The sequence below is a fragment of the Rubrivirga halophila genome (assembly GCF_046845755.1).
GTDB lineage: Bacteria > Bacteroidota > Rhodothermia > Rhodothermales > Rubricoccaceae > Rubrivirga.
This window is the reverse complement of record NZ_CP177357.1, coordinates 3175879-3199762: the sequence shown is the minus strand read 5'-3', so window position 1 is coordinate 3199762 and position 23884 is coordinate 3175879. Positions and strand designations below refer to the sequence as shown.

The window sequence follows — 23884 nt, the reverse complement described above, 5'->3', positions numbered from 1 at the left end:
ACGGCCCTCCCCGCCGGAGGGGAGGGCCAGGGTGCCTAGTCGTCCACGCGCGCCGCGCGGATCTCATTCCCGCCCTGGAACAGCGTCACCGCGGGTGCCGGGTCGCCGGGCTCGAACACCAGGCGGGCGTCGAACGGCGGCGCGAACTCGGTCTCCGAGATCGGCGTCATCGGGAAGGCGCTCTGGCCCGTCGCCTGGGTGATCAGCTGGCCCTCCTCGAGCCGCACCGCCAGCAGGAAGCCGGGCTGGATCTGGTACGTGCCGACGTAGCGGCTCAAGACGGCGTCCGACAGCGTCACCGTGTCGAGGTCGACGCCGAGCGCTTCCAGCGCGGTCCGGGGCGAGGGCGCAGCGGGGTTGATCGCGTGCGCCCGGCGGTAGCTCGCGATGGCGGCGGTCGTGTCGCCGGCCACGAGCAGGCCCTCACCCAGGCTGTCGTGCGGGTTCCAGGCCTCGGGGTACGCCGCCACGTTGAGGCGGAACAGCGCGACGGCCGTGTCGACGTCGCCGTCGGCGAGCGCCTGGTACCCGAGCGTGTTGAGGTCGCGCTCGGTGACGGTCACCTCGTCGCCCGCGCGGGCGGCCCTGAACGCGGCCTCCACGGCCTCCACGCCCCCCGCCGCCAGCGCCTCGCGCAGGCCGCCCAGCGCCGACGGCTTGGGGACCTCCGGCTCGTCGCCGTAGAGAATCGCCATGAGCCCCTGGATCATCGCGTCCGAGCCGTCTTGCGTGTTGCTGCTCGCCACGATCACCGCGTCGCGGTCGACCAGACGCCAGAACCCCGTCGTGAACCCGTTGATGCCGCCGCCGTGCTGCACGATCGGCACCATCCGCCCGCCGACCTCCAGGTTGCCCACGAAGACGCCGTACCCGTAGCCGCCGTCCTGGTCGAGCCCGGGGATCTCGGCGTGCCGCGTGTTCATCAGCTCCAGCGTCTCCGCCGACGCGAACACGTCGCCCGCGAAGAGCGCGTCGCTCCAGGTCTTGAGGTCCTCGACGGACGCCAGCAGCATCCCCGCCGCGTACGGCACGCTCGTGTCGAGGTAGTCCGTCCGGCGCAGGCCCTGCGTCCCGCGCGCGTAGCCGCTCGCGGCGCGGGCGTAGACCGTGACGCCGTCGTCGTAGGTCGAGGCCGTCATGCCGAGGGGGTCGAGGAGCCGCGACTGGAGCGCCTGGGCGTACGTCTCGCCCGTCACCGCCTCGACGATCATCCCGAGCAGGATGTAGCCCGAGTTGCTGTACGACCAGCTCTCGCCGGGCTCGAAGTCGAGCGGCATCCCGGCCGTGAGCGCCATCAGCTCGGCGGGCGTGTGCGGATTGCGCTGGAACGCCCCGAACGTCGGCAGCGCCGTGTAGCTGTGCAGACCGGAGGTGTGCGCCAGCAGGTGGTGCGTGGTGATCCGCGCGTCGACCGGCACCTCGGGCACGTACGTCGACACCGGCGCGTGCAGATCGATCGCGCCCGCCTCCATCAGCTGCAGGATGAGCGCGGCCGTGAACTGCTTGGTGACGGACCCGACGCGGAACCGCGTGTCGGCGGCGTTCGGGACCGCCCACTCGGCGTTCGCCAGCCCGACGCCGCCGCTCCAGACGACCTCCCCGCCGTCGGACACCAGCACCGACCCGTTGAAGCGGTCGGCGTCGTGGTACGCCTCGACGAGCGCCTCGACGTCGGCGGCCACCTGCGCCTGAGCCGGCGCGACGAGAAGGAAGAGAAGGGCGAGGAGCGCGAGACGGTGCACGGGAAAGAGGGGTGTGGGGGGAGCCTGCCAACGGGAATCCAGCCGCCGGGTTACGAACCGGCGCGACGCGGGTCTGGGAGAGGTCGTCGCGCCCCAGACCCGCCCACCCCCGCAGAGTTGCCCCGCGAGCCCTCCCGTGACGGGAGGTCCAGGGTCCCCGCCCGTCTGCCTGCGCGCGCCTCCCCGCTGCGCCGTGTCGCATCACGAGCCGGGTCACATCACGCCGCCGGCCACCCGCTGGCGCCGACCGCGCCTGCTGGCGACTTCCAGCCTTTACGCCTTTTCTCCTCCTCCCCTCTACTCCTCCTCCCGGAACGCCGCCCCGCGCCCGGCGGTTGGCCCGGACGAACCCGCGCCCTCCGATGCCGACCGTCTACGTCACGCGCAAAGCGCACTTCAACGCGGCCCACCGCTTGCACAACCCCGACAAGCCCGACGACTGGAATCGGGACACCTTCGGGAAGTGCAACAGCCCCAACTGGCACGGCCACAACTACGAGCTCGACGTCACCGTCGCCGGTGAGCCCGACCCCGACACCGGCTTCGTCGTCGACCTCGCCGCCCTCAAGGCCGTTATCGAGACGCACGTCGTCAGCCCGCTCGACCACAAGAACCTCAACCTCGACGTGCCTTTCCTCACCGGAAAGAAGACGTCGACGGAGACGCTCGCCGTCGCCATCTGGGAGCAGCTCGCGCCTCACGTCCCCGGCCTCCACGAGATCACCTTGCGCGAGACCCACAACAACTCCGTCGTCTACCGTGGTGAATAAGCCCCCCGCCCCCGGCGCCACCGACCTCGCCACCGAGTTCGCCAGCCCCCTGCTCTACGAGCGCTCCGACGTCTACCACGACGGCGCCACCGACGAGCTCGCCGCCCTCACGCGGCGCCAGCTCGAGATCGTCGGCGAAGACCCCGCGCGCGAGGGGCTCGTCAAGACGCCCGAGCGCGTCGCCAAGGCCTGGCAGTTCCTGACGCACGGGTACGGCCTCGACCCCGACGAGGTCCTGCGCTCGGCGCTCTTCGAGGAGGACTACTCCGAGATGGTGCTCGTCCGCGACATCGAGGTGTACTCGTTGTGCGAGCACCACGCGCTCCCCTTTTTCGGCAAGGCCCACGTCGCCTACATCCCGAACGGCCGCATCGTCGGGCTCAGCAAGATCCCCCGCGTCGTCGACGTGTTCGCGCGGCGGCTCCAGGTCCAGGAGCGCCTCACGCTCGAGATCCGCGACGCCATCGACCGCGTGCTCCAGCCCGAGGGCGTCGCCGTCGTCATCGAGGCCCAGCACCTGTGCATGATGATGCGCGGCGCCGAAAAGCAGAACTCGTCGACGACGACCAGCGCCATGTCGGGCGTCTTCCTGAAGCAGCCCGACACCCGCGCCGAGTTTATGCGCCTGATCTCGCACTAGGGGGGGCGCATCGGGGCGCCCCCAAGTCTCGCGCGTCCGCGCGCTAGGCCAGCCCGACGCGCTCGAAGATGGTGTCGACCTGCGTTTGGTGATACGCCGGGTCGAAGGCGTCGGCGATCTGCTCGGCCGACAGGTGCGCCGTGATGCCGGGCGCGCCCTCGACGAGCGTGCGGAAGTCGCGGCGCTCGCGCCACGCCTGCATCGCGAGCGGCTGGACGGTGTCGTACGCGACCTCGCGGCTGAGCCCGCCCTCGATCAGCAGCAGCAGCAGGCGCTGGCTGTAGACGAGCCCGTACGTCCGGTCGAGGTTCTCGGCCATCCGGTCCGGGTAGACCGTCAGGTTCTCGACGATCCGCGCCATCCGCGCCAGCGCGTAGTCGAGCACGATCGTCGCGTCGGGAAGGATGACGCGCTCGACGGACGAGTGGCTGATGTCGCGCTCGTGCCACAGCGCGACGTCCTCGTAGGCGGCCACCATGTAGCCGCGGAGCAGCCGCGCCATGCCCGTCAGGTTCTCGCTCCCGACCGGGTTGCGCTTGTGCGGCATCGCGCTCGACCCCTTCTGGCCGGCCCCGAACGACTCCTCGGCCTCCAGGACTTCAGACCGCTGCAGGTGCCGGATCTCGACGGCGATCGTCTCGATCGTCGTGCCGACGAGGGCGAGCGCGGCGAGGTACTGGGCGTGCAAGTCGCGCGGGAGCACCTGGGTCGAGATCGGCGCGGCGCGCAAGCCCAGCCGCTCGCACGTCAGGCGCTCCACCTCGGGCGGGATGTTGGCGAACGTGCCGACGGCGCCGGACAGCTTGCCGACACGGACGGCCTCGGCGGCCGCGTCGAACCGCTCGAGATCGCGCTGGACGGCATCGTAGAACCGCGCCAGCTTGAGCCCGAACGTCGTCGGCTCGGCGTGGACGCCGTGCGTCCGCCCGACGGTCACGGTGTGCTTGTGCTCCTGGGCGCGTGCCTTCAGCACTTCGCCGAGCCGGACGAGCCCCTCGCGCAGGATCGCGTTGGCGCGCAGCAGCCGCAGCGACTGCGCCGTGTCGACCACGTCGGACGAGGTCAGCCCGTAGTGGACCCACTTGCGCTCCTCACCGAGGGTCTCGGAGACGGCGCGGGTGAAGGCGACCACGTCGTGCCGCGTCTCGGCCTCGATCTCGTGGATCCGCGCGATGTCGAAGCTCGCGCGCTCGTACAACGTCTCGACGTCGTCGTGCGGGATCTGGCCGGTCGCCTCGGCCCACGCCCAGCAGGCGGCGAGCTCGACGTCGAGCCAGGCCTGGAACTGGGCCTCCTCGGTCCAGATGGCGCCCATCGCGGGGCGGGTGTAGCGGTCGATCATGGCGGTCGCGGGGTGGGGACTCCGGCAAGGTCGGGCCCCCGCTCGGGTCGGTCGCTGAACCCTGTCCGAAGACGTCGCCCCCACGCGCTTGGGGGCGGGTGCTTTGGGGACGAAGACGCCAGCGGATTAGCCGCTGATATGTGGATGTTTTTAGGGTGTACCGACTCGTTTCAAGAGATACTGTGCGATCAATAAGGCCTGTCGCTGAAAATCGCAGGTGGCGGTTGGAAGGCGTTACTCAAGCAACTCCAGGTGGAAGCGTGGTCGGGGAATGCACGGGATCGGTGGAGAGGGTGGCATTCCCTCGAGCAGGGGACTATCGTGAGGACTTCACGTCGGCTCCGCGAATCGTTCGCTCACTCTGCACGGCGTCTCCCTGGTCCCACCACGAACCCACCCCGCATGCGTCTTTCTCGTACTCTCGCTTCCGTCGCTCTCGCGGGCGCCATCGGCCTCGCCGGCTGCGACGCCACCGGCCCCGACACCGCCCAGGCGACCGCCGATGCTGGCAACACCGAGTCCTACATCGTCGTGTTCAAGGACGGCGCGCCGAACGCGCGCGGCCTGGCCAACCGGCTCGCGAACGGCAACGCCACGCACGTCTACGAGAACTCGATCCGCGGCTTTGCCGGCCGGTTCTCGCCCCAGGCCGCGGCGGCGCTGGAGCGCAACCCGAACGTGGCCTACGTCGAGCGCGACCAGGCGGTCTCGCTGAAGCGCCCCGGCAGCGGTGGCGGCGGCGGCGGCGCCCAGTCCACGCCCTACGGCATCACGCGCGTCGGCGGCGCCGCCAGCGGCGCCGGGCTCACGGCCTGCGTCATCGACTCGGGCGTCGACCTCGACCACCCCGACCTCAACGTGGACACGGGCCGGAGCCGGACGTTCATCACGAGCGGCAAGGACGCCCGCAGCGCGGACGACGGCAACGGCCACGGCACGCACGTCGCCGGCACGATCGGCGCCATCGACAACACCACGGGCGTGATCGGCGTCGCAGCCGGCGCGACGATCGTCGGCGTCAAGGTGCTCGACAGCCGCGGCAGCGGGTCGTACTCGGCCGTCATCGCGGGCGTCGACTACGTGGCCTCGGGCCAGGCCGGGTGCTCGGTCGCCAACATGAGCCTGGGCGGCCCGGTCTCCGCCGCGCTCGACAACGCCGTGCTGGCGGCCGGCGCAGCCGGCATCACGATGGTGCTGGCGGCGGGCAACGAGTCCGACGACGCCAACAACCACTCGCCGGCGCGCGCCGGCGGCGTGTCCGCCAACGACAACGTGTTCTCCATCTCGGCGATCGACTCGAGCGACAATTTCGCGTACTTCAGCAACTACGGCTCGGCGGTCGCCTTCGCCGCTCCGGGCGTCGCCATCGAGTCGACGTGGAAGGGCGGCGGGTACAACACGATCTCGGGCACGTCGATGGCCAGCCCGCACGCGGCCGGCGTGATGCTGCTCGGCACCGCGCGCACGAGCGGGACCGCGAATGGCGACCCCGACGGCAACCCGGACCCGATCATCTCGCGCTGATCGACACCTGTCCGACGGCCTGCGGCGCCCGCTCTCTCCGGAGGGCGGGCGCCGCGCCGTTTACCGCCCCGCGCGGGCCTGGCGGAGCCGCCCGAGCACGTCGAACGCCAGCGGGGAGACGTCGGCGGCCCGGTTCGTAAAGACGACGAGGCCGATGTCGTCGTCGGGGAGCGCAGCCACGAACGAGACGAACCCGCCGGTTTGTCCGTCGTGGAAGGCCGCTGTGGGCCCGCCGCTGAACGGGAGGAGGACCCAACCGAGCCCCTGCTCCACCGGCCCGCTGACCGGGACGCGGGGCTCGAGCGTGAGGGCGATGGCGTCGGCGAGCGGAGTCGCCTGGGGACGGATCGCCGCCTCGGCGACCGTCAGCATATCGGCCGCCGTCGAGCGCAGGCCGCCCGCGCCGAAGGTCGCGTCCTGGAAGGTCCAGTGCGGGGTGGCCGCGCCGCTGGCGTCGTGGCCCGTCGCGAACCGGTCTGCGAGCGAGTCGGGGACCGTGGCGAACGTCTCGCGGAGGCCGAGCGGGGCCAGCACGCGCTCGGCGACGAGGGACTCGTAGGTCGAGCCGGCGCGACGCGCGAGGACGTAGCCGAGCGCCCCGGCGCCCACGTTCGAATACTCTTGAGCCTGGCCGGGGGCCGTCGCGGGTTCGACGGACGCCAGGAACGCCAGCAGGTGCTCGGCGCCGTACGCGGCGTACGGGTCGGCCAGGTCGAACCCCGGCAGCGTGTCCATCGTGTCGTCGAGCCGGGGCAGGCCCGAGGCGTGCGTCGCCAAGTCCACAAGACGGATCGGGCCGTCGGGGTGGGCGCCGACCGGGGCGCCGAGCACGTCGGCGAGCGGGGTTTCCAGCGTCGTCTCGCCGCGCACCACGGCGTCCGCCAGCAGCAGCGACGTGAACACCTTCGTCACCGAGCCGATCTCATAGAGGGTGTGGGCGTCGGGCGCGGTGCCGTTTACCTCGCCGGCCCCGACCACGCGGCGCTCGCCGTCGACGACCACGCCGAGCACGAGAGAGGGCAAGCCGTGCGCCTCGGCGAAGGCATGGGTGAGCGAGTCGACCGGGACGCCGAGGGCGTCGATCCCGCTCACAGGGCGGGCAGGTTGGGCGCTGGCGGCGGCGGCGAGCAGCACCACGAGGGCGGCCAGGAGTCGGCGGCGATACGTCGGGTCGGTCAGGAGGTCAGTCATCGTCGGTGAGGGCGTGGAGGGTGCCCGCGAGGCGGTCGCGCAAGGGGAGGAGGTCGCGGGCGACGGCCCGCTGGTTGAGCCAGTAGACGCCCCAGAGCAGGCCGCCCATGAGGGCGAGCACGAGCCCGCTCAACAGCAGGACGAGACCCGTTCGCGCCGGCGCAAGCGGCGGCCCGGTGACGAGTTCGACGAGCGGGCCGCCGACGCCCATCAGCACGGGGCCGACCATCAGGGGCAGGAGGTACCACCAGGCGACGGTCCGGAGCAGGCGAATCTGAATCTCGACGCGCTCGAGCGCGACGCGCAGCGCTTCGGCCGTCGGGGCGCCGGGCGCGACGGGGGGGCGCCGCCGCTGGGCCCGCCACATCCAGGCGCACACGAACGCGGCGCCGAGCACGGCGAGCACGATCCCGACGCGGTCGAGGCCGTCGGCGGACGGGAAACCGCGCGCGAACAGGACCGCGACGATGGCAGCCGCGGCGTACTCGCGCCGGTCGCGCCAGCGGATCGTGCGGTCGAACCGCTCGGCCTCGGTGCGGAGCTCGGCGAACGCGTCGGCGTCGACGCGGGGAACGGGGACGTCGGCTGTCTGCCAGACGGTCTGGAGGGCGTCGAAGGTGGTCATGACGGGACGGGGTCGGAGACGAGGGCGGCGAGCCGCGCCTTGGCGCGGTGGAGGCGGACGCCGACGTTCGAGACGGACAGCCCGAGCACGTCGGCGATCTCCGCGTGCGGGCGCTCTTCGAGCGACAGCACCACGAGCGCGCGGTCGACCTCGGGGAGCTGGCGGACGGCGGCGACCAGCCGCGCGAGCGCGTCGGAGCGGTCGGCCGTCGCGAGCGGGTCCGGGCCGCGGTCGGCGGCGGCGTCGACGGCCGTCGGCGCGTCGACGGTCGCCCGGCGCTCGCGCGAGCGGACGGCCCCGAGCGCCACGTTGAACGCGATCCGCGTCAGCCACGTCCGCTCGGAGGCTTCGCCGCGGAACGACGGGAGCGCGCGCCAGGTCTGGAGCAGCATCTCCTGGTACAGGTCCTCGCGGTCGGGCAGCGTCCGGGCATAGGCCCCCGCGATCCGCCACAGCGCAGGGCCGTGGGCGGAGAGCAGGCGCTGGAATCGGTCGTCGTCGGACACAGTCGGGGAGGGCGTCTGACCCGTTGGTTGCGGGCCGACGTGGCACCTTACACCGACCCGAAAAAAAGACCGCGTGCGCGGTCGGACGGCGCCGTGCTCGCGCTCCCGGACCTGCGGGCGTTTCCGCGCAGGGTGAGCGCGTGGCGGATAACTAATAAACAGTTAGCAAGATCGATTGGGCCCGGTCAGGGCAGGTTTCAACGTCCCCGGTCGCCGATGTCATTGATTGCGTTAGGATTATGGATCCTTCCTGTTCCGCCCCGACCCATGCGCGCACCGCTCGTCCTCGCCGCCCTCACTCTCGTCTTCGCCGCGTGCGATGCGCACCACCCGGCCTCCTCCACCGCCGCCGCCACGGCCGCCGACTACGACGTCTTCGCCGACGCCGTCGTGACGGATGGCGTCGTCGTGACCACCCAGGGCTTCCCCGACCCGGCCGGCGCGCTCGGGGCCTTCCAGGTGCTCGACCCCGCCAAGGCCCCCCCCGTCACCGGCATCGGCGTCGGCGGGTTCGTCGTGCTCGACCTCGGAGCGGGCGAGGGGGTCGTCGACGGGCCCGGCCCGGACCTGCTCGTCGTCGAGTCTGACGGGACCGTCCTCGCGGCCGGGTTCGGGTTCGCCGAGCCGGGCGAGGTCGCCGTCTCGGACATGCCGGGCGGCCCGTTCGTCTCGCTCGGCGAGGTCAACGGCACGGGCCTGTTCGACCTCGCCGGCTCGGGCTTGCGCTCGGCCCGCTACGTCCGGGTGACCGACACGGGCGGGGCGCCGCCGTCGGGCTTCGATCTCAACGGCGTCGCCGCCGTGAACGCCGAAGGGGCCGGCTTCCGGCTGACCCCGTCGACCCTTACCCGCGGGAGCCGCCGGCCGACCGTGACGGGCCACGTGTCCGCGCCCGCCGGGTTCAGGCTCGCCGCCGCCGAGATCGTGCTCGCGACGACGGTCGACGAGCCCGCGCCCCCCGGCCCCCGGCCCGTCTTCACGACGCTCGCGATCGAGGGCGACCTCCGCGGGAATGGCGGGACGGTCAAGTTCCCTGCCGACGAGGTGCTGGCGGCCGCGCCCGACGGCGAGGTCGTCGTCGGCGTGCGCCTGACGTCGACCATGGGCGACGAGCTCATCCTGTTCGACACCGTCGACGTCCGCTGATCGGCGACCCATCGATGGCCTTGCGGCGCACGTCCTCTCCGGAGGGCGGGCGCCGCCCGGTGTCGGGCCGCGTGTGCGGACAGGGCTCAGATTCCCCGCCGCTTCGCAACCTCCCAAGTGTCGGTGGGTAGATTGGATCTGCCGGTCGCCCCGAAGCCCTTGCTTCCAGGCCTGCCGGCAGAGTGAGGGCACGTCCCGTACGGCCAGCTCCCTCTGAACTCCGCCAGGGCCGGAAGGCAGCAACGGTAGGAGGTCGATGCGGCGCGATACGGATCGCGTGCCCTCACTCTTTGTTTCGGACGTTCCACGGCCCCCCGCGATGCTGACGCTCCCCCTCGCCCAGGCCGCCTCGGGCGGTCTCTTCGGCAACCCGCTCCTGCTGCTGGGTCTGCTCTTCCTGGTGATGTGGTTCACCATGATCCGTCCCCAGGCCAAGCAGGCCAAGGCCCACCGCGAGCTCGTCAGCGGGCTCTCGAAGGGCGACAAGGTGGTCACCGTCGGCGGCGTCCACGGCACCATCCGCCAGCTCGACGAGCGGACGGTCGTCCTCGAGGGCGAGGGCGGCACCAAGTTCCGCGTCGACAAGGGCAAGATCGGCTACAGCCTGACCCCGGGCGCCTCGACCGACCCGGCGTAATGGCCGCCGACACGCGCTTCGACTCGATCCCGGAGGCCATCGAGGCCATCCGCAACGGCCGCCTGGTCGTGGTGATCGACGACGAGGACCGCGAGAACGAGGGCGACCTCATCGGGGCCGCCGAGCTCGTCACGCCCGACGCCGTCAACTTTATGGCGCGCGAGGCGCGCGGCCTGATGTGCGTCGCGATCCCGCCGGAGCGCGCGGCGGCGCTCGACCTGACGATGATGGAGGCCCGCAACACCTCCCTCCACGAGACGCCGTTCACGGTCTCGGTCGACCTCCGCGAGGGGACCACGACGGGCATCTCGGCGGCCGACCGCGCCGCGACCATCCGCGCGCTTGCCGACCCGGTCGCCCAGCCGACCGACTTCGCGCGGCCCGGCCACATCTTCCCGCTCCGCGCCCGGACCGGCGGCGTGCTCCGCCGCGCCGGCCACACCGAGGCGGCCGTCGACCTCGCCCGGCTGGCGGGGCTCCGCCCGGCGGGCGTCCTCATCGAGATCATGGCCGAGGACGGGACCATGGAGCGGACGCCCGGCCTGCGCGCCTTCGCCGACCGCCACGGCCTGCCGCTCGTCACGATCCGCGACCTGATCGCGCACCGGATGCGGACCGAGACGCTCGTCCAGCGCGTGGTCGAGGTCGACATGCCGACCGCGAGCGGCGACTTCCAGCTCGCGGCCTACGAGGAGGTGCTCACGGGCGACGTGCACTTGGCGCTGACGAAGGGCGGGCCGTTTAACCCCGACGTGCCCGTGCTGGCGCGCGTCCACAGCCAGTGCGTGACGGGCGACATCTTCGGCTCGGCGCGGTGCGACTGCGGCGAGCAGCTCGACGCGGCGATGGCGCAGATCGAGCGCGAGGGCCGGGGCGTCGTCTTGTACATGAAGCAGGAGGGCCGCGGGATCGGCCTGCTCAACAAGCTCCGCGCCTACAAGCTGCAGGAGGAGGGCATGGACACCGTCGAGGCGAATGAGGCGCTCGGCTTCGACATGGACCACCGCGACTACGGCATCGGCTGCCAGATCCTGCACGACCTGGGCGCGCGGCGGCTCCGGCTGATGACCAACAACCCGCGCAAGCGCGTCGGGCTGGCGGGCTACGGCCTGGAGGTCGTCGAGCGGGTGCCGCTCGAGGTCGAGGCGGGCGAGCACAACGCGCGCTACCTCCGCACCAAGCGCGACCGCATGGGCCACCTCCTCGACGGGCTCTCGGGCCACGACCGCGACGCGCTGGCGTCGGCGCTGGGCGACTAGGGCCATCTCCGCCCCGGTTCGCACCGGCGGGTGGGGCGTTAAGTGCTTGGGAGATGCGCTGATACCGACGAGGCACCACCGAGCGCCCCGTGCCCCGCTCCCTTGTCCTCCCGTTGGTCGCCCTAGCGGGCATCGTCCTCTACGGGACCACGCAGGCCGCTCGTCCGGCGTTGCCCCCGCCCGCCGAGTCGGCCGCCGAGGCGATGGCGCCGGCCCGGGTCGAGCCCATGGCGCCGCCCCCTCGGGCGATGCCTCCCCCCCCGCCGGCCCCCCGTCTCCAGTCGGAGGTGGAGGCCGAAGCCCGCGCCCAGGCCGCCCGCGATTCGGCCGCGACCCGCGAGTCCCGTTCGGTGGCCCCCGACGAGAGCGGCACGGGGGGCGTCGGGTTCCGAACGGGCGCCACGCCGGACCGGGACCTTTAGCCGGCGCCCAGCAGGTCGGCCGCGAGCGCGTCGGCCGCCGCCCAGAGCGCCGCGAGGTCGCCGTCGTTGTCGACCACGAGGTCGGCGCTCGCGCGGAGCGCGGCCGGATCGGTCTGGTGTCGCATCCGCGCCCGGACATCGGCCTCGGAGACCCCGTCGCGCGCGGCGGCGCGCGCCAGCCGCAGCGCCACGGGTGCGTCGACGACGACGACGCGGTCGACGACGTCGGCCCCGCCGGTCTCGACCAGCAAGGCCGCCTCGTAGACGAGCACGGCCACGCCGTCGGCCTCGGCCTGGGCCTTCGCCGCCCCGAGCGCGCGGCGCACGGCGGGGTGCACGATGGCGTTGAGCGCGGCCAGCTCGTCGGCGTCGGCGAAGACGCGACCCGCGACGTACTTCCGGTCGAGGGTCCCGTCGGGGCCAAACGTCTCGGGCCCGAACCGCGCGACGAGCTGGCGGCGGACGGCCGGGTCCTCGGCCATGAGCCGCTTGGCGAGGCCGTCGGCCAGGACGACCCGGACGCCGGGGTGCGCGCCGAGCCGGGCCACGAAGGCCGACTTGCCGCTCCCAATTCCGCCGGTGACGCCAACCGTGGTCATCGAGGTACGGGGCAAGGGCCAAGAGGGAAGGGGCCCACGCGGGCGGTCGGTGCCGACCGCCCGCCGCACGGCCGCTCGTCGGCTCGCGCGCTCAAAACGGGGCGTCGTGCGTCGACGCGAGCGCGATGCGCCAGCCCGTCCCGGCGGGGACGAGCGCGTAGGTCGTGGCGTACTCCCAGGCGATCCGCGAGCCGGCCCGGCCCAGGCGCCAGTCGACGCGCGCCACGATGTGGCCCGGCGCGCGCTCCAGCACGATGACCCCGCCCGGCTCGACGGTCTGCACGTCCCACGCCCGGTGGAGGTCGAGGAGGGCCGTGGCGCTGGCGGCGACGGCGATGGCGTTCTCGGCCGCGGCCGTCTCGCCGTCGCGGACGAACAGGCACGGCGCGGCGTAGCACGCGGCGATGCCCTCGGCGTCGAAGGCCTGGAACGCGGCGGCGTACCGCGCGAAAAACTCGGCGACCTCGCTCATGAGGCCTCGGCAATGACTTCGATCTCGACGCGGGCGTCGACGGGCAGCCCGGCCGTGGCGAACGTCGAGCGCGCCGGCCGGTGGTCGCCGAAGGCCTCGGCATACACGGCGTTGACGGCGGCGAAGTCGTCCATCGACGCGAGCAGCACGGTCGTCTTGACGACGTCCTGGAGCGTGCACCCGGCGGCGGCGAGCACGGCGGTGATGTTGCGGAAGACCTGGACGGCCTGCTCCGCGGCCGTCTCGCCGACGAGCGCCTTGGGGTCGGCGCCCGGCGCGGGGTACGGGTCGAGGGCGACCTGGCCCGAGCAGAAGACGAGCCCGCCCGCGCGGACGGCGTGGCTGTAGGGGCCGACGGCGGCCGGGGCGTCGGTGGCGGAGAGGATGTCCATGGAGGGCGTGCAGCGGAAGCGGAAGGATACCCCCGCTCTCGGGCCAGCTCTTAACCCGCCGGGCGGAAGGCCGATATCGAATGCCACCCCTCCGTCCGGCATCCCTATGCGCCTCTCGGCCCTCCGCAGCCTCCGGCCGACGTCCACCTTCTGGGTGCTGGCGGCGCTGTTCCTGGCGGTCGATGTCCTCCTCATCGGGATGTTCTTGCCGTTCAAGCTGGGGTGGGTGACCGACCCGGCGTTCAAGCTGGGCCAGGACGGCGGCTTCGGCGAGCTCTTCGGCTACGCCAAGACGTTGTGGATCGGGCTGTGCGCCGCCGCGCTCGCCGTCCGAACGCGCCAGCCGGTCTTCGCGGCGTTCGCCGCGCTCTTCCTGATGTTCCTGGCCGACGACGCCGGGATGCTGCACGAATACTGGGGCGTTCGGATCGGCGACGCGCTCGGGTTCGGGACCGTTGTGGGGATGAGCCCGCACGACTTCGGCGAGCTCCTGTTCGTGGGCGCGTGGGCGGGCCCCATCCTGGCGCTCGGCGCGCTCGGCTACTGGAAGAGCCACGCGGCGGCGCAGCGGGTCGCCCGGGTCGGGCTGGTCGGCATCGGCGCGCTCGCGGCGTTCGGCATCGGGATGGACGTGGTCCACCAGGTCGCGATGGCCGGGCCCGAGATCAACGGGCTCCACACGCTGCTGACGACGATCGAGGAGGGCGGTGAGATGGTGGTGCTGAGCGTGCTCGCGGCCGGGGCGATCGCCCTGCTGGCGGTGACGCTCGCGCGGGCCTCCCCGGCAGCGCCTGCCCTCAGCGGCGACGGCGCCGTCGACTGGTCCGTCGCTGACCTCCCTCCCGTGCAGACGCCGGCCCTCTAGCCGCGCACGTCGAGCAGCCGCCTGCGGAGCGTGGGGACGCGCCCGCCCGCGCGGAGCAGCCCGTCGCGCACGCTCGCCAGCGGCTCGGGCAGCGTCACCAACCGCCCCAGCCGGACGGCCTGCCGGATCGTCGCCACAACGTGCGGGCGCCGCTCCGACTCGTACGCGTCGAGGACATCGGGCGAGGCCCCCCGGGCGACCCTCTCGACGAGCGGCGCCAGCACGGCCACGTCCCGCAGGCCGGCCCCGAGCCCCTGCCCCAGAAACGGCGGCATCTGGTGCGCCGCGTCGCCTGCCAGCACGACGCGGCCGGCCCGCCAGCGGTCGGCGACCACGTCGCGAAACGTGTACACGGCCGCCCGCTCCACCTCGACGGCGTCCGGATCGACGTGGGCCGCCAGAAGCGCCGGCACGGCTGCGAGCGCGGCGGCGTCGGCCTCGTCGCGGAGCCGGAACTCCCAGCGGTGGCGGGGCGCCGCGAACGGGACCGACGTCGTCGGTCGGACCGGGTCGGCAATCTGGAGGAGGCGGTCGGGGAGGGCGAGGCCGGGCGGCGCGAGCACGTCGACAACGAGCCAGCGCTGGGCAAAGCGGCCCCCGACGAGCGCCGCGCCGATCTGCTCGCGGACGACGCTGCTCGCCCCATCGCACCCCACCACGACGGCCGCCCGCACGCGGAACGGGCCGTCCGGCCCGGCGCCTTCTACGCGGACCGCGCCGCCCTCGTCCACGACCCGGCCGACCGTATGCCCGAGGCGGACCTCGACGCCCAGCGCCGCGAGCCGCTCGCGGAGCGCCCGCTCGACGCTCGGCTGGTGGATCAGCAGCGCCGCCGGGACGCCGGGTGGCGGCGCCTCGGCCGGCCGGCCCCGCAGCAGCAAGCGGCCCTGCCGGTCGACCAGGTCGAACCCGTCGAGCGGCCGGCCCTTGGGCTTGACGCCCGCCTGCGCCAGCACCGCGAGCGCGGCGCCGTCGAGGTGGGCGGCGCGGGGGGTCGTGTGCGGCGCCGTCTCGCGGTCGAGCGCGACCACGCGCAGGCCACGCCCGGCCAGCAGCGCTGCGAGCGTGGCGCCGACGGGGCCGAGCCCAACGATGGCGGCGTCGTACGGGGGGACTGGGGACACCCCTGAGAAACCCCCCACGCCGCGCCCGGATTCAACGGCCCCCCTCTCCCCACCCATTCCCATGGCCGACCACTCCGTCAAGAAGATCGATTCCTCCGCCTCGCCGACCGGCGAGATGGGCCAGACCTACCTCGTTTCTGGCACCGCCGTCGCGATGCGCCGCTGGACCGAGTCCGCCGGTACCGCTGGCGACCCGCACACGCGCCCCTACGAGACCGTCGGCTACGTCGTCTCGGGCAAGGTCGAGGTCCACGTCGGCGACGACGTCGTCACGTGCGGCGCGGGCGACAGCTACCTCGTCCCCGAGGGTGCCACGCGGCACTACACGATCTTGGAGGACCTGACCGCCGTCGAGGCCACCTCGCCGCCCGCTCGCGTCAACGACCGCGACGACGGCTAGCGCAAGCCGCCGACTCCCGACGGCTCGTTTCCTTCGGGGAGCGGGCCGTTTCTGTGGCCGCCAGCTACCGCACGCGTCGGTACGTCTCGACCACGACCGTGCGCACGCGCGTGATCGACCCCGGCTCGGCGTAGTGGTTGGCAGCGTAGGAGGGCAGGCACTCGTCCGTACAACCGCGGTCGAAGCTCCGGGTCAGGCGCAGCACCGACCCGTCGACGCGGTACGTGACGCGCGGCTCGATGGCGTAGTCGACAGGCCGCCCGCCGGGGCGGAGTTCCAGGCTCTCCGCCCCGTCGGTCTGCCACGTCCCGGTCAGAAACACGTCTCCCTCGGCCGACTGGGTAAAGGTGCCCGCCTCGGTGAACGCAATCGCGCGCCCGTCCGTCGACCCGTCGCGGCGTTCGACGGACACCTCGCGGTCCGCCGCCAGCCGGACGAGCGGGACCGTCAGCGACCCCTGGGCCTGCACCTGAGATCCGTCGTCGGCCCGGAGCGTGACGGCCGGGACGACAAATCGGCCGTTTTCGTAGCTGTAGGGAGCCTGGCCACCCGCCTCGTAGCGGACCTCGGGGGTGTCGACGCCTTGCGGGAGCCAGTTGAGGACCGACGGCCCCAACCCGGCCCCCACCCCCAGCGTGACGACCGGGATGCCCGCGGCGGGCGGCCCCGGCGTCGTGCCGAAGACCACCTCGTCGAGGGTCCCCTGCTGGCGGTCGACGTACCAGACGTAGCGCAGGCGGTCAGTGACGGCGCCCGCGACCTCGATGCCCCCTTCGCCTTGGGCGGACAGGTCGGGAATCGACTGGTCCACGCGGCTCGTCACGAGGGTCTCCGACGTGAGCGCGGTCAGGTCCCACGTGCCCACCAGCGGCGACGGCACGGGGGCCACCTCCCCGGTGTCGCACGCGGAGAGAAAGGCTAGGGCGAGGGCGAGGAGCGTGCGCATGGGGGCGTGAGAAGGGGGCCGATGGTACCCCACCGACCCGGGCCGCGCCATCCCGTTGTCTTCGTCGCTGCCCGGCCGCGGCGCTCATAGACCCCCCCCTCGGGCCCGAGGCGCCTCAAGGCTCAGCGCCCGGCCCGGTACGCATGGACGGACTCGCTCCGCGCCGACTCGATGGAGCCGGGCTCGGCGAACAGGCGGCTCTCGATCCCCTCCAAAACCTCCGTTTCCGTCTCGTAGTCGTAGGTCAGGCGGAGGACGCCGTCCTCGACTGCGAAGCGGAAGCGGGTCGTGAAGCCGTCGAAGGTCATCGCCCCCTCGCCGTCGGCGGCCTCCCAGCGGCCGGTCTCGGTCTGGTGGGTGTCCTCCCGGAGGACGGAGCCGTCGGATCGGAAGACGAGCGCGTGGGGAAAGTCGGGCGTCGACACCGAGGTCCGGGTGAGCGTCTCGGCCCCGGCGCGGAGTTGGAGGACGGGCACCTCGATCGTGCCACTCACGCGGACGGTCCCGCCCGTCCCGCTCTGTTCGAGCAACTCGATCTCGGGGACGGTCAAGCGCCCGTTCTCATACGTGAACAGCGCCGTCCCGGGGGGGAGCGTGGTCGCGTAGATCTCCCCAGGCTGGGTCGACAGGCCAAGGTCGAGGTCGAGAGACGCGTCGGAGGACCACGGCCCCATGGTCAGCCGGAGGGACGGGTTGGGCAGCGTGCCGTCGGAAGACCGCCGCCCGGCGAAGCGGGCGCTCGTCCGCCCGGCGTTGGCGACGGCGCCCAGCATCCGCTCGGCGGCGCCGGTCACCGCGAGGGCCCCCTCGGTGGGACCCGAGAAGTTCGGGACGGGCTGGTCGATCCGGCTGACGACCCTGTCCGAGGTGGTCACCTCGGCGACGGTCCACCGGCCAACGAGCGCGGCGGGGTCGGAGGGCGAGGTCGCGTCGCAAGCGGCGAGGGCGACGGCGAGAGCGGTGAGGAGGAGCGGTGTGCGCATGGGCTGGGGAAAGGAGTCGCCCGCAAGAACGCGGCGTCCCGCGGCGACCTAAAGCCATCGCCCGGTGCCCTTCGGAGCCGTTAGCCGTGCCCCTGCTGGCGCGAGCTTGGTGGACCGCGCGACGGTCCACCAGGCTCGGGTCGCTGGCGGCGCAAGCCGCCAGCAGGCTCAGTCCAGCGTCTCGACGGTCACGTCGCCGAACGGCGCGAGCTGCGCCTCGACGACGCTCCGGTCGCCGACGACGACGATGGCCGCGTCGCCGCTCCGGATGTACTGCTCGGTCACCCGGCGCACGTCCTCCGGGGTGACCGCGTAGACGCGCTCGACGTAGCGCTCGAGGTAGTCGCGCCCGAGGCCGTGGAGGTCGAGGAAGGCCAGGTAGGAGGCGATGCCGCCCGGCGACGAGTTCTGGAGGACGAACGTGCCGGCGAGGTAGTTCTGGATCCCCTCCAGCTCCTCGGCGGACGGCGGCGTGGTCGCCAGGCTGTCGATCTCGTACAGGATCTCGGTGATGGCGGCGCCGGTCGCAGGCGTCTGGATGGCCGCGCTCTCGGCCCAGGTCCCGTCGCGGAAGCGCGTCGAGACCGACGAGCCGGGGCTGTAGGTGTAGCCCTTGTCCTCGCGGATGTTGCGCGTGATGCGGCTGCCGAAGCTGCCGCCCAGGAGCGCGTTCGTGACCTGGAGCGCCACGAAGTCGTCGGCGGTCGGGTCGATGGTGGACAGGCCGACGGTCACGTTCGACTGCGCCGCGCCGGGCTGGTCGACCAGGATCACGCGGCGGCCGTCGGTGACGGTCGGCGGCGTCGGGTCCGACATCGCCGGGCCGCCGGCCCAGTCGCCGAAGGCGTCGCGGACGGCGGCCTCGACGGCGCGCTCGTCGAACTGGCCGACGACGTAGAGCCGCGTCCGCCGGGGCCCGACCGTCGCGTCGTAGAAGGCGCGGGCGTCGGCGACGGTGAACGCCTCGATCTGGGCCGGGTCGGGCAGGACGACGGCCTGGTACGGATGGTCGCCGTAGAGGGCGCGCGTGAAGGCCGCTCGCGCCAACGTGCCCGGCTGGCTCCGGGCGATGGCCGCGCCGCGGAGCTGGTCGCGCTGGACGCGCGCGAAGGCGTCGTCGGGGAAGGCGGGGTTGCGGAGCACGTCGGCCACGAGGGCGACGGCGTCGGGCGTGAACTCGCTCAGCACGCGGCTCGTGACGAACGTCTGGTCGAGCCCGGCGCCGGCGCTGATGGAGCCGCCGAGGTCGGCGGCCTGGTCGGCGATCTCGGCGGCCGTCCGCGAGGTCGTGCCCTCGGTCAGGAGCCCGGCCATCACGTCCGCCAGCGCCGTCTGGCCGGGGCCTTCGTCAACGTTGCCGGAGCGGACGACGGCGTAGACGGTCGCCTTGGGGAGCGCGCCGTAGGGGACGAGCGTCACGTCGATGCCGTTGTCGAGCGTGAACGAGGTGCCCTCGGGGAGCGTGAACGGGCGCGGCTCGCCGGGCGCGGGCGGCGTGGACGGGAAGCCCTGGGCGAGCGCGCCGGGCACGGCCAGCAGCAAGACGAGGGCCAGGAGGGAACGGAGCATCATCGGAATCGGAGGAGTCGGGGCTAGCGGGAGCGTCGGGGCAGGGCGGGCGTCAGGAGCCGCCTCCTGCGGCCTCGAGCGTAATGACGGTCCGGTTCTCCGGGGTCAGCCAGTCGCGCGCGGTCCGCCGGATGAGGCCGGGCGTGACGCGCTCGAACCGCTCGACGAGCCCGTTGATGCGGGCCGGATCGTCGTCGAAGAGCGCGAACGCCGCCAGCAGGTCGGCCCGGCCAAAGCCGAACGTGCCGCCCAACGTGTCGTAGAGCCCGCTGCGGAGCTTGACCTTGGCGCGCTCCAGCACGTCGGGCTCGACGCCCTCGTCGCGGAGCCGCGCGATCTCGGTCTCGATCATCGCCACGATCGAGTCGGGCGCCGTCTCGTCGTCGTGGACGAGCCAGGCCGACCACAGCATCGGGCCGTTGTAGTTGAACATGTTGCCGAGCGGCCAGTTGATGCCGCCCGACACGTTCGAGGTCACGCCGGCCTCGGAGACGAGCGCGCGGTGCAGGCGCGAGTCGTCGCCCTCGAGCAGGATCTCCTGGATGAGCCCCATCGCGAAGTAGGCGTCCGAGTTGCGCGGCGGCATGTGGTAGCCGAACGCGAGCGCGGGCCGCGTCGCCAGCGAGTCCACCTTGGCGACGCGCTTCTCCTCGGTCTGCGGCGGCTCGCGCAGGTCCGGGATCGGCGGCACGTCGGCCCGGGCGATCCCGCCGAAGTACCGCTCCACCCAGCCCATGACCTCGTCCGCGTCGACGTCGCCGACGACCACCACGACGGCGTTGTTGGGCGCGTAGAAGGTGTCGAAAAAGGACTGGACGTCCTCGAGCGTGGCGGCCTCCAGGTCGCTCAGCTCGCCGTAGAAGTTGTGGGCGTTGTACCAGTTCTCGTTCGCCGCCTGCGGCAGGTCGAGCCAGGGGAACCCGCCGTACGGCTGGTTGATGACGTTGACGCGGACCTCGTTGGAGACCACGCCCTGCTGGTTGGTCAGGTTCTCGGCCGTCACGTCGAGCCCGCGCATCCGGTCGGCCTCGGCCCACAGCATCGTCTCGACGGTGTTGCTCGGGACGATCTCGAAGTAGTTGGTAAAGTCGAACCGCGTCGACCCGTTCAGGATGCCGCCGTTGCGCTGGACGAGCCCGATGAACTCGTTCTTGCCGAGGTGCTCGGACCCCTGGAACATCATGTGCTCGAACAGGTGCGCGAAGCCGGTCCGGTCGCGCGGCTCGATGCGGAAGCCGATGTTGTAGTAGACGGCGATGACGGCCGTCGGGGCGGTGTCGTCCTCGCTGACGACCACCTTGAGGCCGTTCGCGAGTGTGTCGTAGACGACGGGCACGGCGAAGGCGGCCGCAGCAGGGCCGGGCCGCTCGCCGGGGGCGATCGGCTCGAAGGTCGGCTCGGTCGAGGGCGGAGCCTGCGGGGCGGGCAGCCGATCGACGGACGAGCAGCCGGCGACGGCGACGAGGAGGGCGAGGCTGGCGAGACGCATAGACGGGGCGGTGGGGGCGCGCGTCTCTACGCCAGCCGGCGGCCGGGGGTCCGTTCCGCAGGGCGCGGGCGGGTGGGGCGATCGGGGGGCGGACGTCGGCGCGGGCGCGCAGCGGCCGGATGGCCACCTGCCCTCGGGTGCCGGACCGTTCCCGTTTGCGCGAGTATTGGTCCGTGTCGTGGCCCGCGTGGCCCGTCGCTTCACCCCGGCGCCCGCCCCGGCGATACGAGGGGAAGACCGGCTCGGTCCTCCGACACCCGCAGGCGACTCGCCTGCCCACACTCCCCCCCTTGCTATGCGCATCGCTCTCGCCCTCGCCGCCGTCCTCGCCTTTGCCGCCGCGCCGTGCGCCCAGTCCCTCCAGGACGACGCCCCGGCGGTCGACACCGTTGTGTCCGAGGCGCCCGCCGTCCTCGCCCCGGCTGCCGAGGCCGCCCCCGCGCTGACCTCGGGCGTGGACCTGTCCGCCCACGTCGCCCCGTCGACCGTCGACGTCGCCGACGTCGACGTCCAGGACGCCCGCCGCGACGGCGTCGGCGCGGCGTACGTCGGCTCGATGGTGGTCGCCACGGCGGCGCTTCTGGGGCTGGCGTACCTGTTTATCTAGGCCGGCTCGCGCGCGACGCCCGCGGGCGGCGCACGCACGACTGAACACGACGGGGAGCCCGCTCTGGGCTCCCCGTTTTCTGTTGGGGCCGGCGACGGCTACATCCGCCGCGTCAACGTCGCGGAGCACCCGCCGGGCGTGTCGTTGCTCCACACCAAGTCGAACACGGCGCCCGGCTCGACCGCCAGCGTCCCCGCCCCGTCGGCCTGGCAGGCGCCGATGCCGGGGCAGCCGATGGTGCCCCGGATGCGGTACGGCTGGCGGCCGAGCTCGACGCCGCTGAGCTGGACGACGTTCGACGAGGGCCGGATGGACTGGTCGCCCACGTCAAACGCGAGGTCGAGCACGCAGCCGTAGAGGTCTCCCGCGTACGACAGCGTGACGGTCGTCCGCTCGGGCTCGTCGGGCGCCTCGCGCGGCGTCGGCGCGCGCGGGGATGCCGGCTCGGTGTCGACGGGGTTGGGAGGGTGGTCGGCGGGGCCGACGACGGCCGGCTCGCTCCGGTCCGGCGCGGCCTGCCCGAGCACCGCCAAGCCGAACCCGACCGCGCCGGCGAAGATCATCCCGAAGCACGCCAGCTTGACCTTGTCGGGCGAATGGCGGAACAGAACCACGGCGACGACGCCGACGACGAGCACCAGCAGGGCCAAGATGCCGAGCGGGCTTTGCGCGGCGGCCTCGATGATCTCGGGAGCGTTTTCGGCGACGGGTTCCATAGCCTCAGCGGTCGGTGGTCGGCGCGAGCGGCTGGACCCGAGGGGTGGGGAGGGCGTGGCGGAGAGGCATCGGGATTCGCAGGGCGTACGTGCACGCTACGGCAGACGCCCCGATCTCCGACCGCGTGCGCGCCGATGGGTGGGGCGCCGCCCCGATGCGGCCGTGGGGGGATTGCGCCGTCGACCCCGCGATCCCGTCCCCGCTTACGTCGGGTGGCCTGCCCGGAACGCACGCCGCCCCGCCGGCGAGCGCCAGCGGGGCGGGGGAGGTGCCGACCGGATTTGAACCGGTGTAGCAGGTTTTGCAGACCTGTGCCTAACCCCTCGGCCACGGCACCGTGCGGGGAATCTACGGCGACCCGAACCCCGCTTGCATGAGGTCCGCGTGCGCACCGTACCGTGTACCCCGGCCAGGACTCGAACCTGGACTCAACGGCTTAGAAGGCCGTCGCTTTATCCAATTAAGCTACCGGGGCAGATGGCGGAAACTAGGACGTGCACGACCTGCGGACGGGCGCTCCCGCTCGCGGACTTCTATCGATCGGGCCGGAAGATCCAGTCTCGGTGCAAGGCCTGCTTCAACCGGATGTGCGTCGATCGCTGGCGCCGCATTAAGGCGGAGGAAGTGGTTCGTTTCGGCGGACGGTGCCAGGACTGTGGCGAGGCGTTCCACCCGGACGTCTTCGAGTTCCACCACCTCGACCCGGCCGAGAAGGAGTTCGGCTGGACAAAGCTGCGGCTCTTCTCCTCGGACCGGCGCCAGCGCGAACTCGCGAAGTGCGTCATGCTTTGCGCAAACTGCCACCGGATGCGCCATGTCGCCGACGAGGAGGCAGCTCTTGGCGAGATCTAAGTCGGGGCGGCGGGATTCGAACCCACGACCTCCTGCTCCCAAAGCAGGCGCGCTACCGGGCTGCGCTACGCCCCGAACGGACGCCGCAAGGTAACCCCGAGCTACCTTCGAGACCCTTCCCGCGACCTAGACATGCCCACCGACGTCTCCGCCTTTGCCCGCCCGCTCCGCATCGTCTGGGGCGCGGTGTGCGTCGGGGGCGCGCTCGTGATGGGGACGCTCGGCACGCTGGCGGCGGCGGCCGAGCGTGCCCCGCTCGCGGAGATGGCTCAGACCGCCTTTTTCGCGGTCGCCCTCCTGTCGATGGCGGCGACCGCGGGTGCGTTCGCGCTCGTGCGGACGATGGAGATGCGGCTGGCACGGGCGGGCTCCGACGCCGAGGCCGAGGGGGTCGCGCGGACGTTCGGCATCGCCTCGCTGGCGGTCGCTGAGGTGCCCGCGATCCTGGGCGCCGCCGCCGCGCTCCTCACCGGCGAGCTGCTGGCGCTCGCCTTCGGGATGACGCTCTTCGCCTTCGCCGCGCTGACGTGGCCCAGCGACGACCGCGTGGCCGGGTGGCTCGCGATGCGGCACCGCCAGTAGGGCCAGCGGGGCGGGCACGAAAAACGGGGCGCCTCCGTCTGGAAGCGCCCCGTTGGACTCTGTCGAGCGGGAGAGCTAGTTGGCCTGGGCCGCCTTGAGCTCGTCCTGCACGGAGCCGGCCTCGACCATCCGCGAGCGGAACTCGAACTGGCCGTTCTGCTTCTTGGACGCCACAATGATCTTGGCCATCTGCTTGGCCTCCTGGCCGGCGCCACGGTTGGTCCGCTGGTTCTTCGAGACTTTCTTCGCCATGGGAGTGGGGGTCGAGGGGGAGGGGACGCGGAGTCGGGCGGGCCCGGAGCCCGCATCGGACTACTTGATCTCGCGGTGCAGCGTGTGCTTGCGGAGCGTCGGGTTGTACTTCTTGAGCTCGAGGCGAGCGGTCGTGTTCCGGCGGTTCTTCATCGTCGCGTAGCGCGACGTGCCGGGCTGCTCGGTGCACTCGAGGATCACCTGGTGGCGGACGTCTTTGCCCTTGGCCAT

Annotated in this window: 28 protein-coding genes, 3 tRNA genes and 1 other RNA gene; 13 read left to right on the top strand and 19 right to left on the bottom strand. The window is 72.6% G+C overall.

From position 1 onward, the window contains the following. Positions 1-35: 35 nt before the first annotated feature. Positions 36-1742 (bottom strand): serine hydrolase, encoded by a 1707-nt coding sequence (locus ACLIRP_RS14040; protein WP_412061089.1) that lies wholly within the window; start codon positions 1740-1742, stop codon positions 36-38. Positions 1743-2104: 362 nt separating this feature from the next. Here ACLIRP_RS14040 and ACLIRP_RS14035 point away from each other — a divergent pair, with 362 nt between their 5' ends. Together ACLIRP_RS14035 and folE are read left to right on the top strand one after the other, a co-directional pair. Beyond that, positions 2105-2512, top strand: coding sequence for a 6-pyruvoyl trahydropterin synthase family protein (locus ACLIRP_RS14035; RefSeq protein WP_412061088.1), 408 nt, complete (start codon positions 2105-2107; stop codon positions 2510-2512). A 49-nt stretch (positions 2513-2561) separates the two neighbouring features. After that, positions 2562-3152, top strand: a complete 591-nt coding sequence (gene folE / locus ACLIRP_RS14030; protein WP_412063717.1) for a GTP cyclohydrolase I FolE — start codon at positions 2562-2564, stop codon at positions 3150-3152. Between the two features lie 43 nt (positions 3153-3195). On the opposite strand, the gene purB is transcribed toward folE, so the two are convergent. Further along, positions 3196-4494: an adenylosuccinate lyase gene (gene purB / locus ACLIRP_RS14025; RefSeq protein ID WP_412061087.1), complete on the bottom strand. Its 1299-nt coding sequence runs from the start codon at positions 4492-4494 to the stop codon at positions 3196-3198. Between the two features lie 402 nt (positions 4495-4896). Between purB and ACLIRP_RS14020 the strand changes: the two genes are divergently transcribed. Continuing rightward, positions 4897-6018: a S8 family serine peptidase gene (locus tag ACLIRP_RS14020; RefSeq protein WP_412061086.1), complete on the top strand. Its 1122-nt coding sequence runs from the start codon at positions 4897-4899 to the stop codon at positions 6016-6018. A gap of 60 nt (positions 6019-6078) precedes the next feature. Here ACLIRP_RS14020 and ACLIRP_RS14015 read toward each other — a convergent pair whose 3' ends face one another. The 3 genes from ACLIRP_RS14015 to ACLIRP_RS14005 are packed head-to-tail and all read right to left on the bottom strand — an operon-like array spanning position 6079 to position 8340. Continuing rightward, positions 6079-7209 (bottom strand): serine hydrolase domain-containing protein, encoded by a 1131-nt coding sequence (locus ACLIRP_RS14015; protein ID WP_412061085.1) that lies wholly within the window; start codon positions 7207-7209, stop codon positions 6079-6081. Further along, entirely contained in the window at positions 7202-7834 is a 633-nt protein-coding gene (locus ACLIRP_RS14010) for a hypothetical protein (RefSeq protein ID WP_412061084.1), read from the bottom strand. Before ACLIRP_RS14010 ends, ACLIRP_RS14015 begins: the two co-directional genes overlap by 8 nt. After that, a complete protein-coding gene (locus ACLIRP_RS14005; protein WP_412061083.1) occupies positions 7831-8340 on the bottom strand; it encodes an RNA polymerase sigma factor in 510 nt (169 codons plus the stop codon). Before ACLIRP_RS14005 ends, ACLIRP_RS14010 begins: the two co-directional genes overlap by 4 nt. Before the next feature lie 267 nt (positions 8341-8607). Between ACLIRP_RS14005 and ACLIRP_RS14000 the strand changes: the two genes are divergently transcribed. The 5 genes from ACLIRP_RS14000 to ACLIRP_RS13980 all read left to right on the top strand — a co-directional run bounded on the left by ACLIRP_RS14000 (position 8608) and on the right by ACLIRP_RS13980 (position 11804). Further along, positions 8608-9486 (top strand): hypothetical protein, encoded by an 879-nt coding sequence (locus ACLIRP_RS14000; protein WP_412061082.1) that lies wholly within the window; start codon positions 8608-8610, stop codon positions 9484-9486. Positions 9487-9672: 186 nt separating this feature from the next. Then, positions 9673-9772: signal recognition particle sRNA small type (ffs, locus tag ACLIRP_RS13995), an RNA gene on the top strand. Positions 9773-9805: 33 nt separating this feature from the next. Further along, positions 9806-10123 (top strand): preprotein translocase subunit YajC, encoded by a 318-nt coding sequence (gene yajC, locus ACLIRP_RS13990; protein WP_412061081.1) that lies wholly within the window; start codon positions 9806-9808, stop codon positions 10121-10123. Then, positions 10123-11382 carry a bifunctional 3,4-dihydroxy-2-butanone-4-phosphate synthase/GTP cyclohydrolase II gene (locus ACLIRP_RS13985; RefSeq protein ID WP_412061080.1) on the top strand — a complete coding sequence of 420 codons (1260 nt, stop codon included), beginning with the start codon at positions 10123-10125 and terminating at the stop codon, positions 11380-11382. Before yajC ends, ACLIRP_RS13985 begins: the two co-directional genes overlap by 1 nt. Before the next feature lie 89 nt (positions 11383-11471). Continuing rightward, complete coding sequence (locus ACLIRP_RS13980) at positions 11472-11804, top strand: hypothetical protein (RefSeq protein ID WP_412061079.1); 333 nt, start codon at positions 11472-11474, stop codon at positions 11802-11804. Here ACLIRP_RS13980 and coaE read toward each other — a convergent pair. The 3 genes from coaE to ACLIRP_RS13965 all read right to left on the bottom strand — a co-directional run bounded on the left by coaE (position 11801) and on the right by ACLIRP_RS13965 (position 13267). After that, positions 11801-12403, bottom strand: a complete 603-nt coding sequence (gene coaE / locus ACLIRP_RS13975) for a dephospho-CoA kinase (protein WP_412061078.1) — start codon at positions 12401-12403, stop codon at positions 11801-11803. The two genes, ACLIRP_RS13980 and coaE, sit on opposite strands and share 4 nt — an antisense overlap. 91 nt (positions 12404-12494) lie before the next feature. Then, positions 12495-12875 carry a nuclear transport factor 2 family protein gene (locus ACLIRP_RS13970; protein WP_412061077.1) on the bottom strand — a complete coding sequence of 127 codons (381 nt, stop codon included), beginning with the start codon at positions 12873-12875 and terminating at the stop codon, positions 12495-12497. Further along, a complete protein-coding gene (locus tag ACLIRP_RS13965) occupies positions 12872-13267 on the bottom strand; it encodes a Rid family detoxifying hydrolase (RefSeq protein ID WP_412061076.1) in 396 nt (131 codons plus the stop codon). Before ACLIRP_RS13965 ends, ACLIRP_RS13970 begins: the two co-directional genes overlap by 4 nt. A gap of 106 nt (positions 13268-13373) precedes the next feature. Between ACLIRP_RS13965 and ACLIRP_RS13960 the strand changes: the two genes are divergently transcribed. Beyond that, positions 13374-14132: a hypothetical protein gene (locus ACLIRP_RS13960; protein WP_412061075.1), complete on the top strand. Its 759-nt coding sequence runs from the start codon at positions 13374-13376 to the stop codon at positions 14130-14132. On the opposite strand, the gene ACLIRP_RS13955 is transcribed toward ACLIRP_RS13960, so the two are convergent. Beyond that, positions 14129-15256: an FAD-dependent monooxygenase gene (locus ACLIRP_RS13955; protein WP_412061074.1), complete on the bottom strand. Its 1128-nt coding sequence runs from the start codon at positions 15254-15256 to the stop codon at positions 14129-14131. The two genes, ACLIRP_RS13960 and ACLIRP_RS13955, sit on opposite strands and share 4 nt — an antisense overlap. A gap of 61 nt (positions 15257-15317) precedes the next feature. Here ACLIRP_RS13955 and ACLIRP_RS13950 point away from each other — a divergent pair, with 61 nt between their 5' ends. Beyond that, entirely contained in the window at positions 15318-15656 is a 339-nt protein-coding gene (locus tag ACLIRP_RS13950; protein WP_412061073.1) for a cupin domain-containing protein, read from the top strand. Positions 15657-15720: 64 nt separating this feature from the next. Here the strand turns inward: ACLIRP_RS13950 and ACLIRP_RS13945 are convergent, their stop codons facing one another. From ACLIRP_RS13945 to ACLIRP_RS13930, 4 genes are all read right to left on the bottom strand, one after another. Further along, positions 15721-16602: a hypothetical protein gene (locus ACLIRP_RS13945; RefSeq protein ID WP_412061072.1), complete on the bottom strand. Its 882-nt coding sequence runs from the start codon at positions 16600-16602 to the stop codon at positions 15721-15723. A gap of 122 nt (positions 16603-16724) precedes the next feature. Further along, positions 16725-17585 (bottom strand): hypothetical protein, encoded by an 861-nt coding sequence (locus ACLIRP_RS13940; protein WP_412061071.1) that lies wholly within the window; start codon positions 17583-17585, stop codon positions 16725-16727. A gap of 168 nt (positions 17586-17753) precedes the next feature. Further along, positions 17754-19154, bottom strand: coding sequence for a M16 family metallopeptidase (locus ACLIRP_RS13935; RefSeq protein ID WP_412061070.1), 1401 nt, complete (start codon positions 19152-19154; stop codon positions 17754-17756). Between the two features lie 52 nt (positions 19155-19206). Then, positions 19207-20643 carry a M16 family metallopeptidase gene (locus ACLIRP_RS13930; protein WP_412061069.1) on the bottom strand — a complete coding sequence of 479 codons (1437 nt, stop codon included), beginning with the start codon at positions 20641-20643 and terminating at the stop codon, positions 19207-19209. Positions 20644-20938: 295 nt separating this feature from the next. On the opposite strand from ACLIRP_RS13930, the gene ACLIRP_RS13925 reads away from it, so the two are divergent. Beyond that, the gene (locus ACLIRP_RS13925; protein ID WP_412061068.1) at positions 20939-21250 is read left to right on the top strand and encodes a hypothetical protein; all 312 of its coding nucleotides are present in this window, start codon (positions 20939-20941) and stop codon (positions 21248-21250) included. A gap of 98 nt (positions 21251-21348) precedes the next feature. Here the strand turns inward: ACLIRP_RS13925 and ACLIRP_RS13920 are convergent, their stop codons facing one another. The 3 genes from ACLIRP_RS13920 to ACLIRP_RS13910 all read right to left on the bottom strand — a co-directional run bounded on the left by ACLIRP_RS13920 (position 21349) and on the right by ACLIRP_RS13910 (position 22442). Further along, positions 21349-21966: a hypothetical protein gene (locus ACLIRP_RS13920; RefSeq protein ID WP_412061067.1), complete on the bottom strand. Its 618-nt coding sequence runs from the start codon at positions 21964-21966 to the stop codon at positions 21349-21351. 267 nt (positions 21967-22233) lie between these two features. Next, positions 22234-22304: transfer RNA gene (locus tag ACLIRP_RS13915), tRNA-Cys, on the bottom strand. Positions 22305-22368: 64 nt separating this feature from the next. Continuing rightward, positions 22369-22442, bottom strand: a tRNA-Arg gene (locus ACLIRP_RS13910). A 110-nt stretch (positions 22443-22552) separates the two neighbouring features. On the opposite strand from ACLIRP_RS13910, the gene ACLIRP_RS13905 reads away from it, so the two are divergent. Then, on the top strand, positions 22553-22819 hold the full coding sequence (locus tag ACLIRP_RS13905) for a hypothetical protein (RefSeq protein ID WP_412061066.1): 267 nt from the start codon (positions 22553-22555) through the stop codon (positions 22817-22819). A gap of 1 nt (position 22820) precedes the next feature. Here the strand turns inward: ACLIRP_RS13905 and ACLIRP_RS13900 are convergent. Next, positions 22821-22894 (bottom strand) — tRNA-Pro (locus ACLIRP_RS13900). A gap of 57 nt (positions 22895-22951) precedes the next feature. On the opposite strand from ACLIRP_RS13900, the gene ACLIRP_RS13895 reads away from it, so the two are divergent. Beyond that, positions 22952-23401 carry a hypothetical protein gene (locus tag ACLIRP_RS13895; RefSeq protein ID WP_412061065.1) on the top strand — a complete coding sequence of 150 codons (450 nt, stop codon included), beginning with the start codon at positions 22952-22954 and terminating at the stop codon, positions 23399-23401. Positions 23402-23476: 75 nt separating this feature from the next. Here ACLIRP_RS13895 and ACLIRP_RS13890 read toward each other — a convergent pair whose 3' ends face one another. Beyond that, entirely contained in the window at positions 23477-23653 is a 177-nt protein-coding gene (locus ACLIRP_RS13890) for a hypothetical protein (RefSeq protein ID WP_412061064.1), read from the bottom strand. A gap of 60 nt (positions 23654-23713) precedes the next feature. Then, positions 23714-23884, bottom strand: a complete 171-nt coding sequence (gene rpmG, locus ACLIRP_RS13885) for a 50S ribosomal protein L33 (protein WP_412061063.1) — start codon at positions 23882-23884, stop codon at positions 23714-23716.

Excerpts from the sequence above, each read along its gene's own strand:
- ACLIRP_RS14035 (WP_412061088.1), top strand. The coding sequence starts at position 2,105 with ATGCCGACCGTCTACGTCACGCGCAAAGCGCACTTCAACGCGGCCCAC.
- purB (WP_412061087.1), bottom strand. The coding sequence starts at position 4,494 with ATGATCGACCGCTACACCCGCCCCGCGATGGGCGCCATCTGGACCGAG.
- ACLIRP_RS14020 (WP_412061086.1), top strand. The coding sequence starts at position 4,897 with ATGCGTCTTTCTCGTACTCTCGCTTCCGTCGCTCTCGCGGGCGCCATC.
- ACLIRP_RS14015 (WP_412061085.1), bottom strand. The coding sequence starts at position 7,209 with ATGACTGACCTCCTGACCGACCCGACGTATCGCCGCCGACTCCTGGCC.
- ACLIRP_RS14010 (WP_412061084.1), bottom strand. The coding sequence starts at position 7,834 with ATGACCACCTTCGACGCCCTCCAGACCGTCTGGCAGACAGCCGACGTC.
- ACLIRP_RS14000 (WP_412061082.1), top strand. The coding sequence starts at position 8,608 with ATGCGCGCACCGCTCGTCCTCGCCGCCCTCACTCTCGTCTTCGCCGCG.
- yajC (WP_412061081.1), top strand. The coding sequence starts at position 9,806 with ATGCTGACGCTCCCCCTCGCCCAGGCCGCCTCGGGCGGTCTCTTCGGC.
- ACLIRP_RS13985 (WP_412061080.1), top strand. The coding sequence starts at position 10,123 with ATGGCCGCCGACACGCGCTTCGACTCGATCCCGGAGGCCATCGAGGCC.
- coaE (WP_412061078.1), bottom strand. The coding sequence starts at position 12,403 with ATGACCACGGTTGGCGTCACCGGCGGAATTGGGAGCGGCAAGTCGGCC.
- ACLIRP_RS13970 (WP_412061077.1), bottom strand. The coding sequence starts at position 12,875 with ATGAGCGAGGTCGCCGAGTTTTTCGCGCGGTACGCCGCCGCGTTCCAG.
- ACLIRP_RS13965 (WP_412061076.1), bottom strand. The coding sequence starts at position 13,267 with ATGGACATCCTCTCCGCCACCGACGCCCCGGCCGCCGTCGGCCCCTAC.
- ACLIRP_RS13960 (WP_412061075.1), top strand. The coding sequence starts at position 13,374 with ATGCGCCTCTCGGCCCTCCGCAGCCTCCGGCCGACGTCCACCTTCTGG.
- ACLIRP_RS13950 (WP_412061073.1), top strand. The coding sequence starts at position 15,318 with ATGGCCGACCACTCCGTCAAGAAGATCGATTCCTCCGCCTCGCCGACC.
- ACLIRP_RS13945 (WP_412061072.1), bottom strand. The coding sequence starts at position 16,602 with ATGCGCACGCTCCTCGCCCTCGCCCTAGCCTTTCTCTCCGCGTGCGAC.
- ACLIRP_RS13940 (WP_412061071.1), bottom strand. The coding sequence starts at position 17,585 with ATGCGCACACCGCTCCTCCTCACCGCTCTCGCCGTCGCCCTCGCCGCT.
- ACLIRP_RS13935 (WP_412061070.1), bottom strand. The coding sequence starts at position 19,154 with ATGCTCCGTTCCCTCCTGGCCCTCGTCTTGCTGCTGGCCGTGCCCGGC.
- ACLIRP_RS13930 (WP_412061069.1), bottom strand. The coding sequence starts at position 20,643 with ATGCGTCTCGCCAGCCTCGCCCTCCTCGTCGCCGTCGCCGGCTGCTCG.
- ACLIRP_RS13925 (WP_412061068.1), top strand. The coding sequence starts at position 20,939 with ATGCGCATCGCTCTCGCCCTCGCCGCCGTCCTCGCCTTTGCCGCCGCG.
- ACLIRP_RS13920 (WP_412061067.1), bottom strand. The coding sequence starts at position 21,966 with ATGGAACCCGTCGCCGAAAACGCTCCCGAGATCATCGAGGCCGCCGCG.
- ACLIRP_RS13905 (WP_412061066.1), top strand. The coding sequence starts at position 22,553 with ATGTGCGTCGATCGCTGGCGCCGCATTAAGGCGGAGGAAGTGGTTCGT.
- ACLIRP_RS13895 (WP_412061065.1), top strand. The coding sequence starts at position 22,952 with ATGCCCACCGACGTCTCCGCCTTTGCCCGCCCGCTCCGCATCGTCTGG.
- ACLIRP_RS13890 (WP_412061064.1), bottom strand. The coding sequence starts at position 23,653 with ATGGCGAAGAAAGTCTCGAAGAACCAGCGGACCAACCGTGGCGCCGGC.
- rpmG (WP_412061063.1), bottom strand. The coding sequence starts at position 23,884 with ATGGCCAAGGGCAAAGACGTCCGCCACCAGGTGATCCTCGAGTGCACC.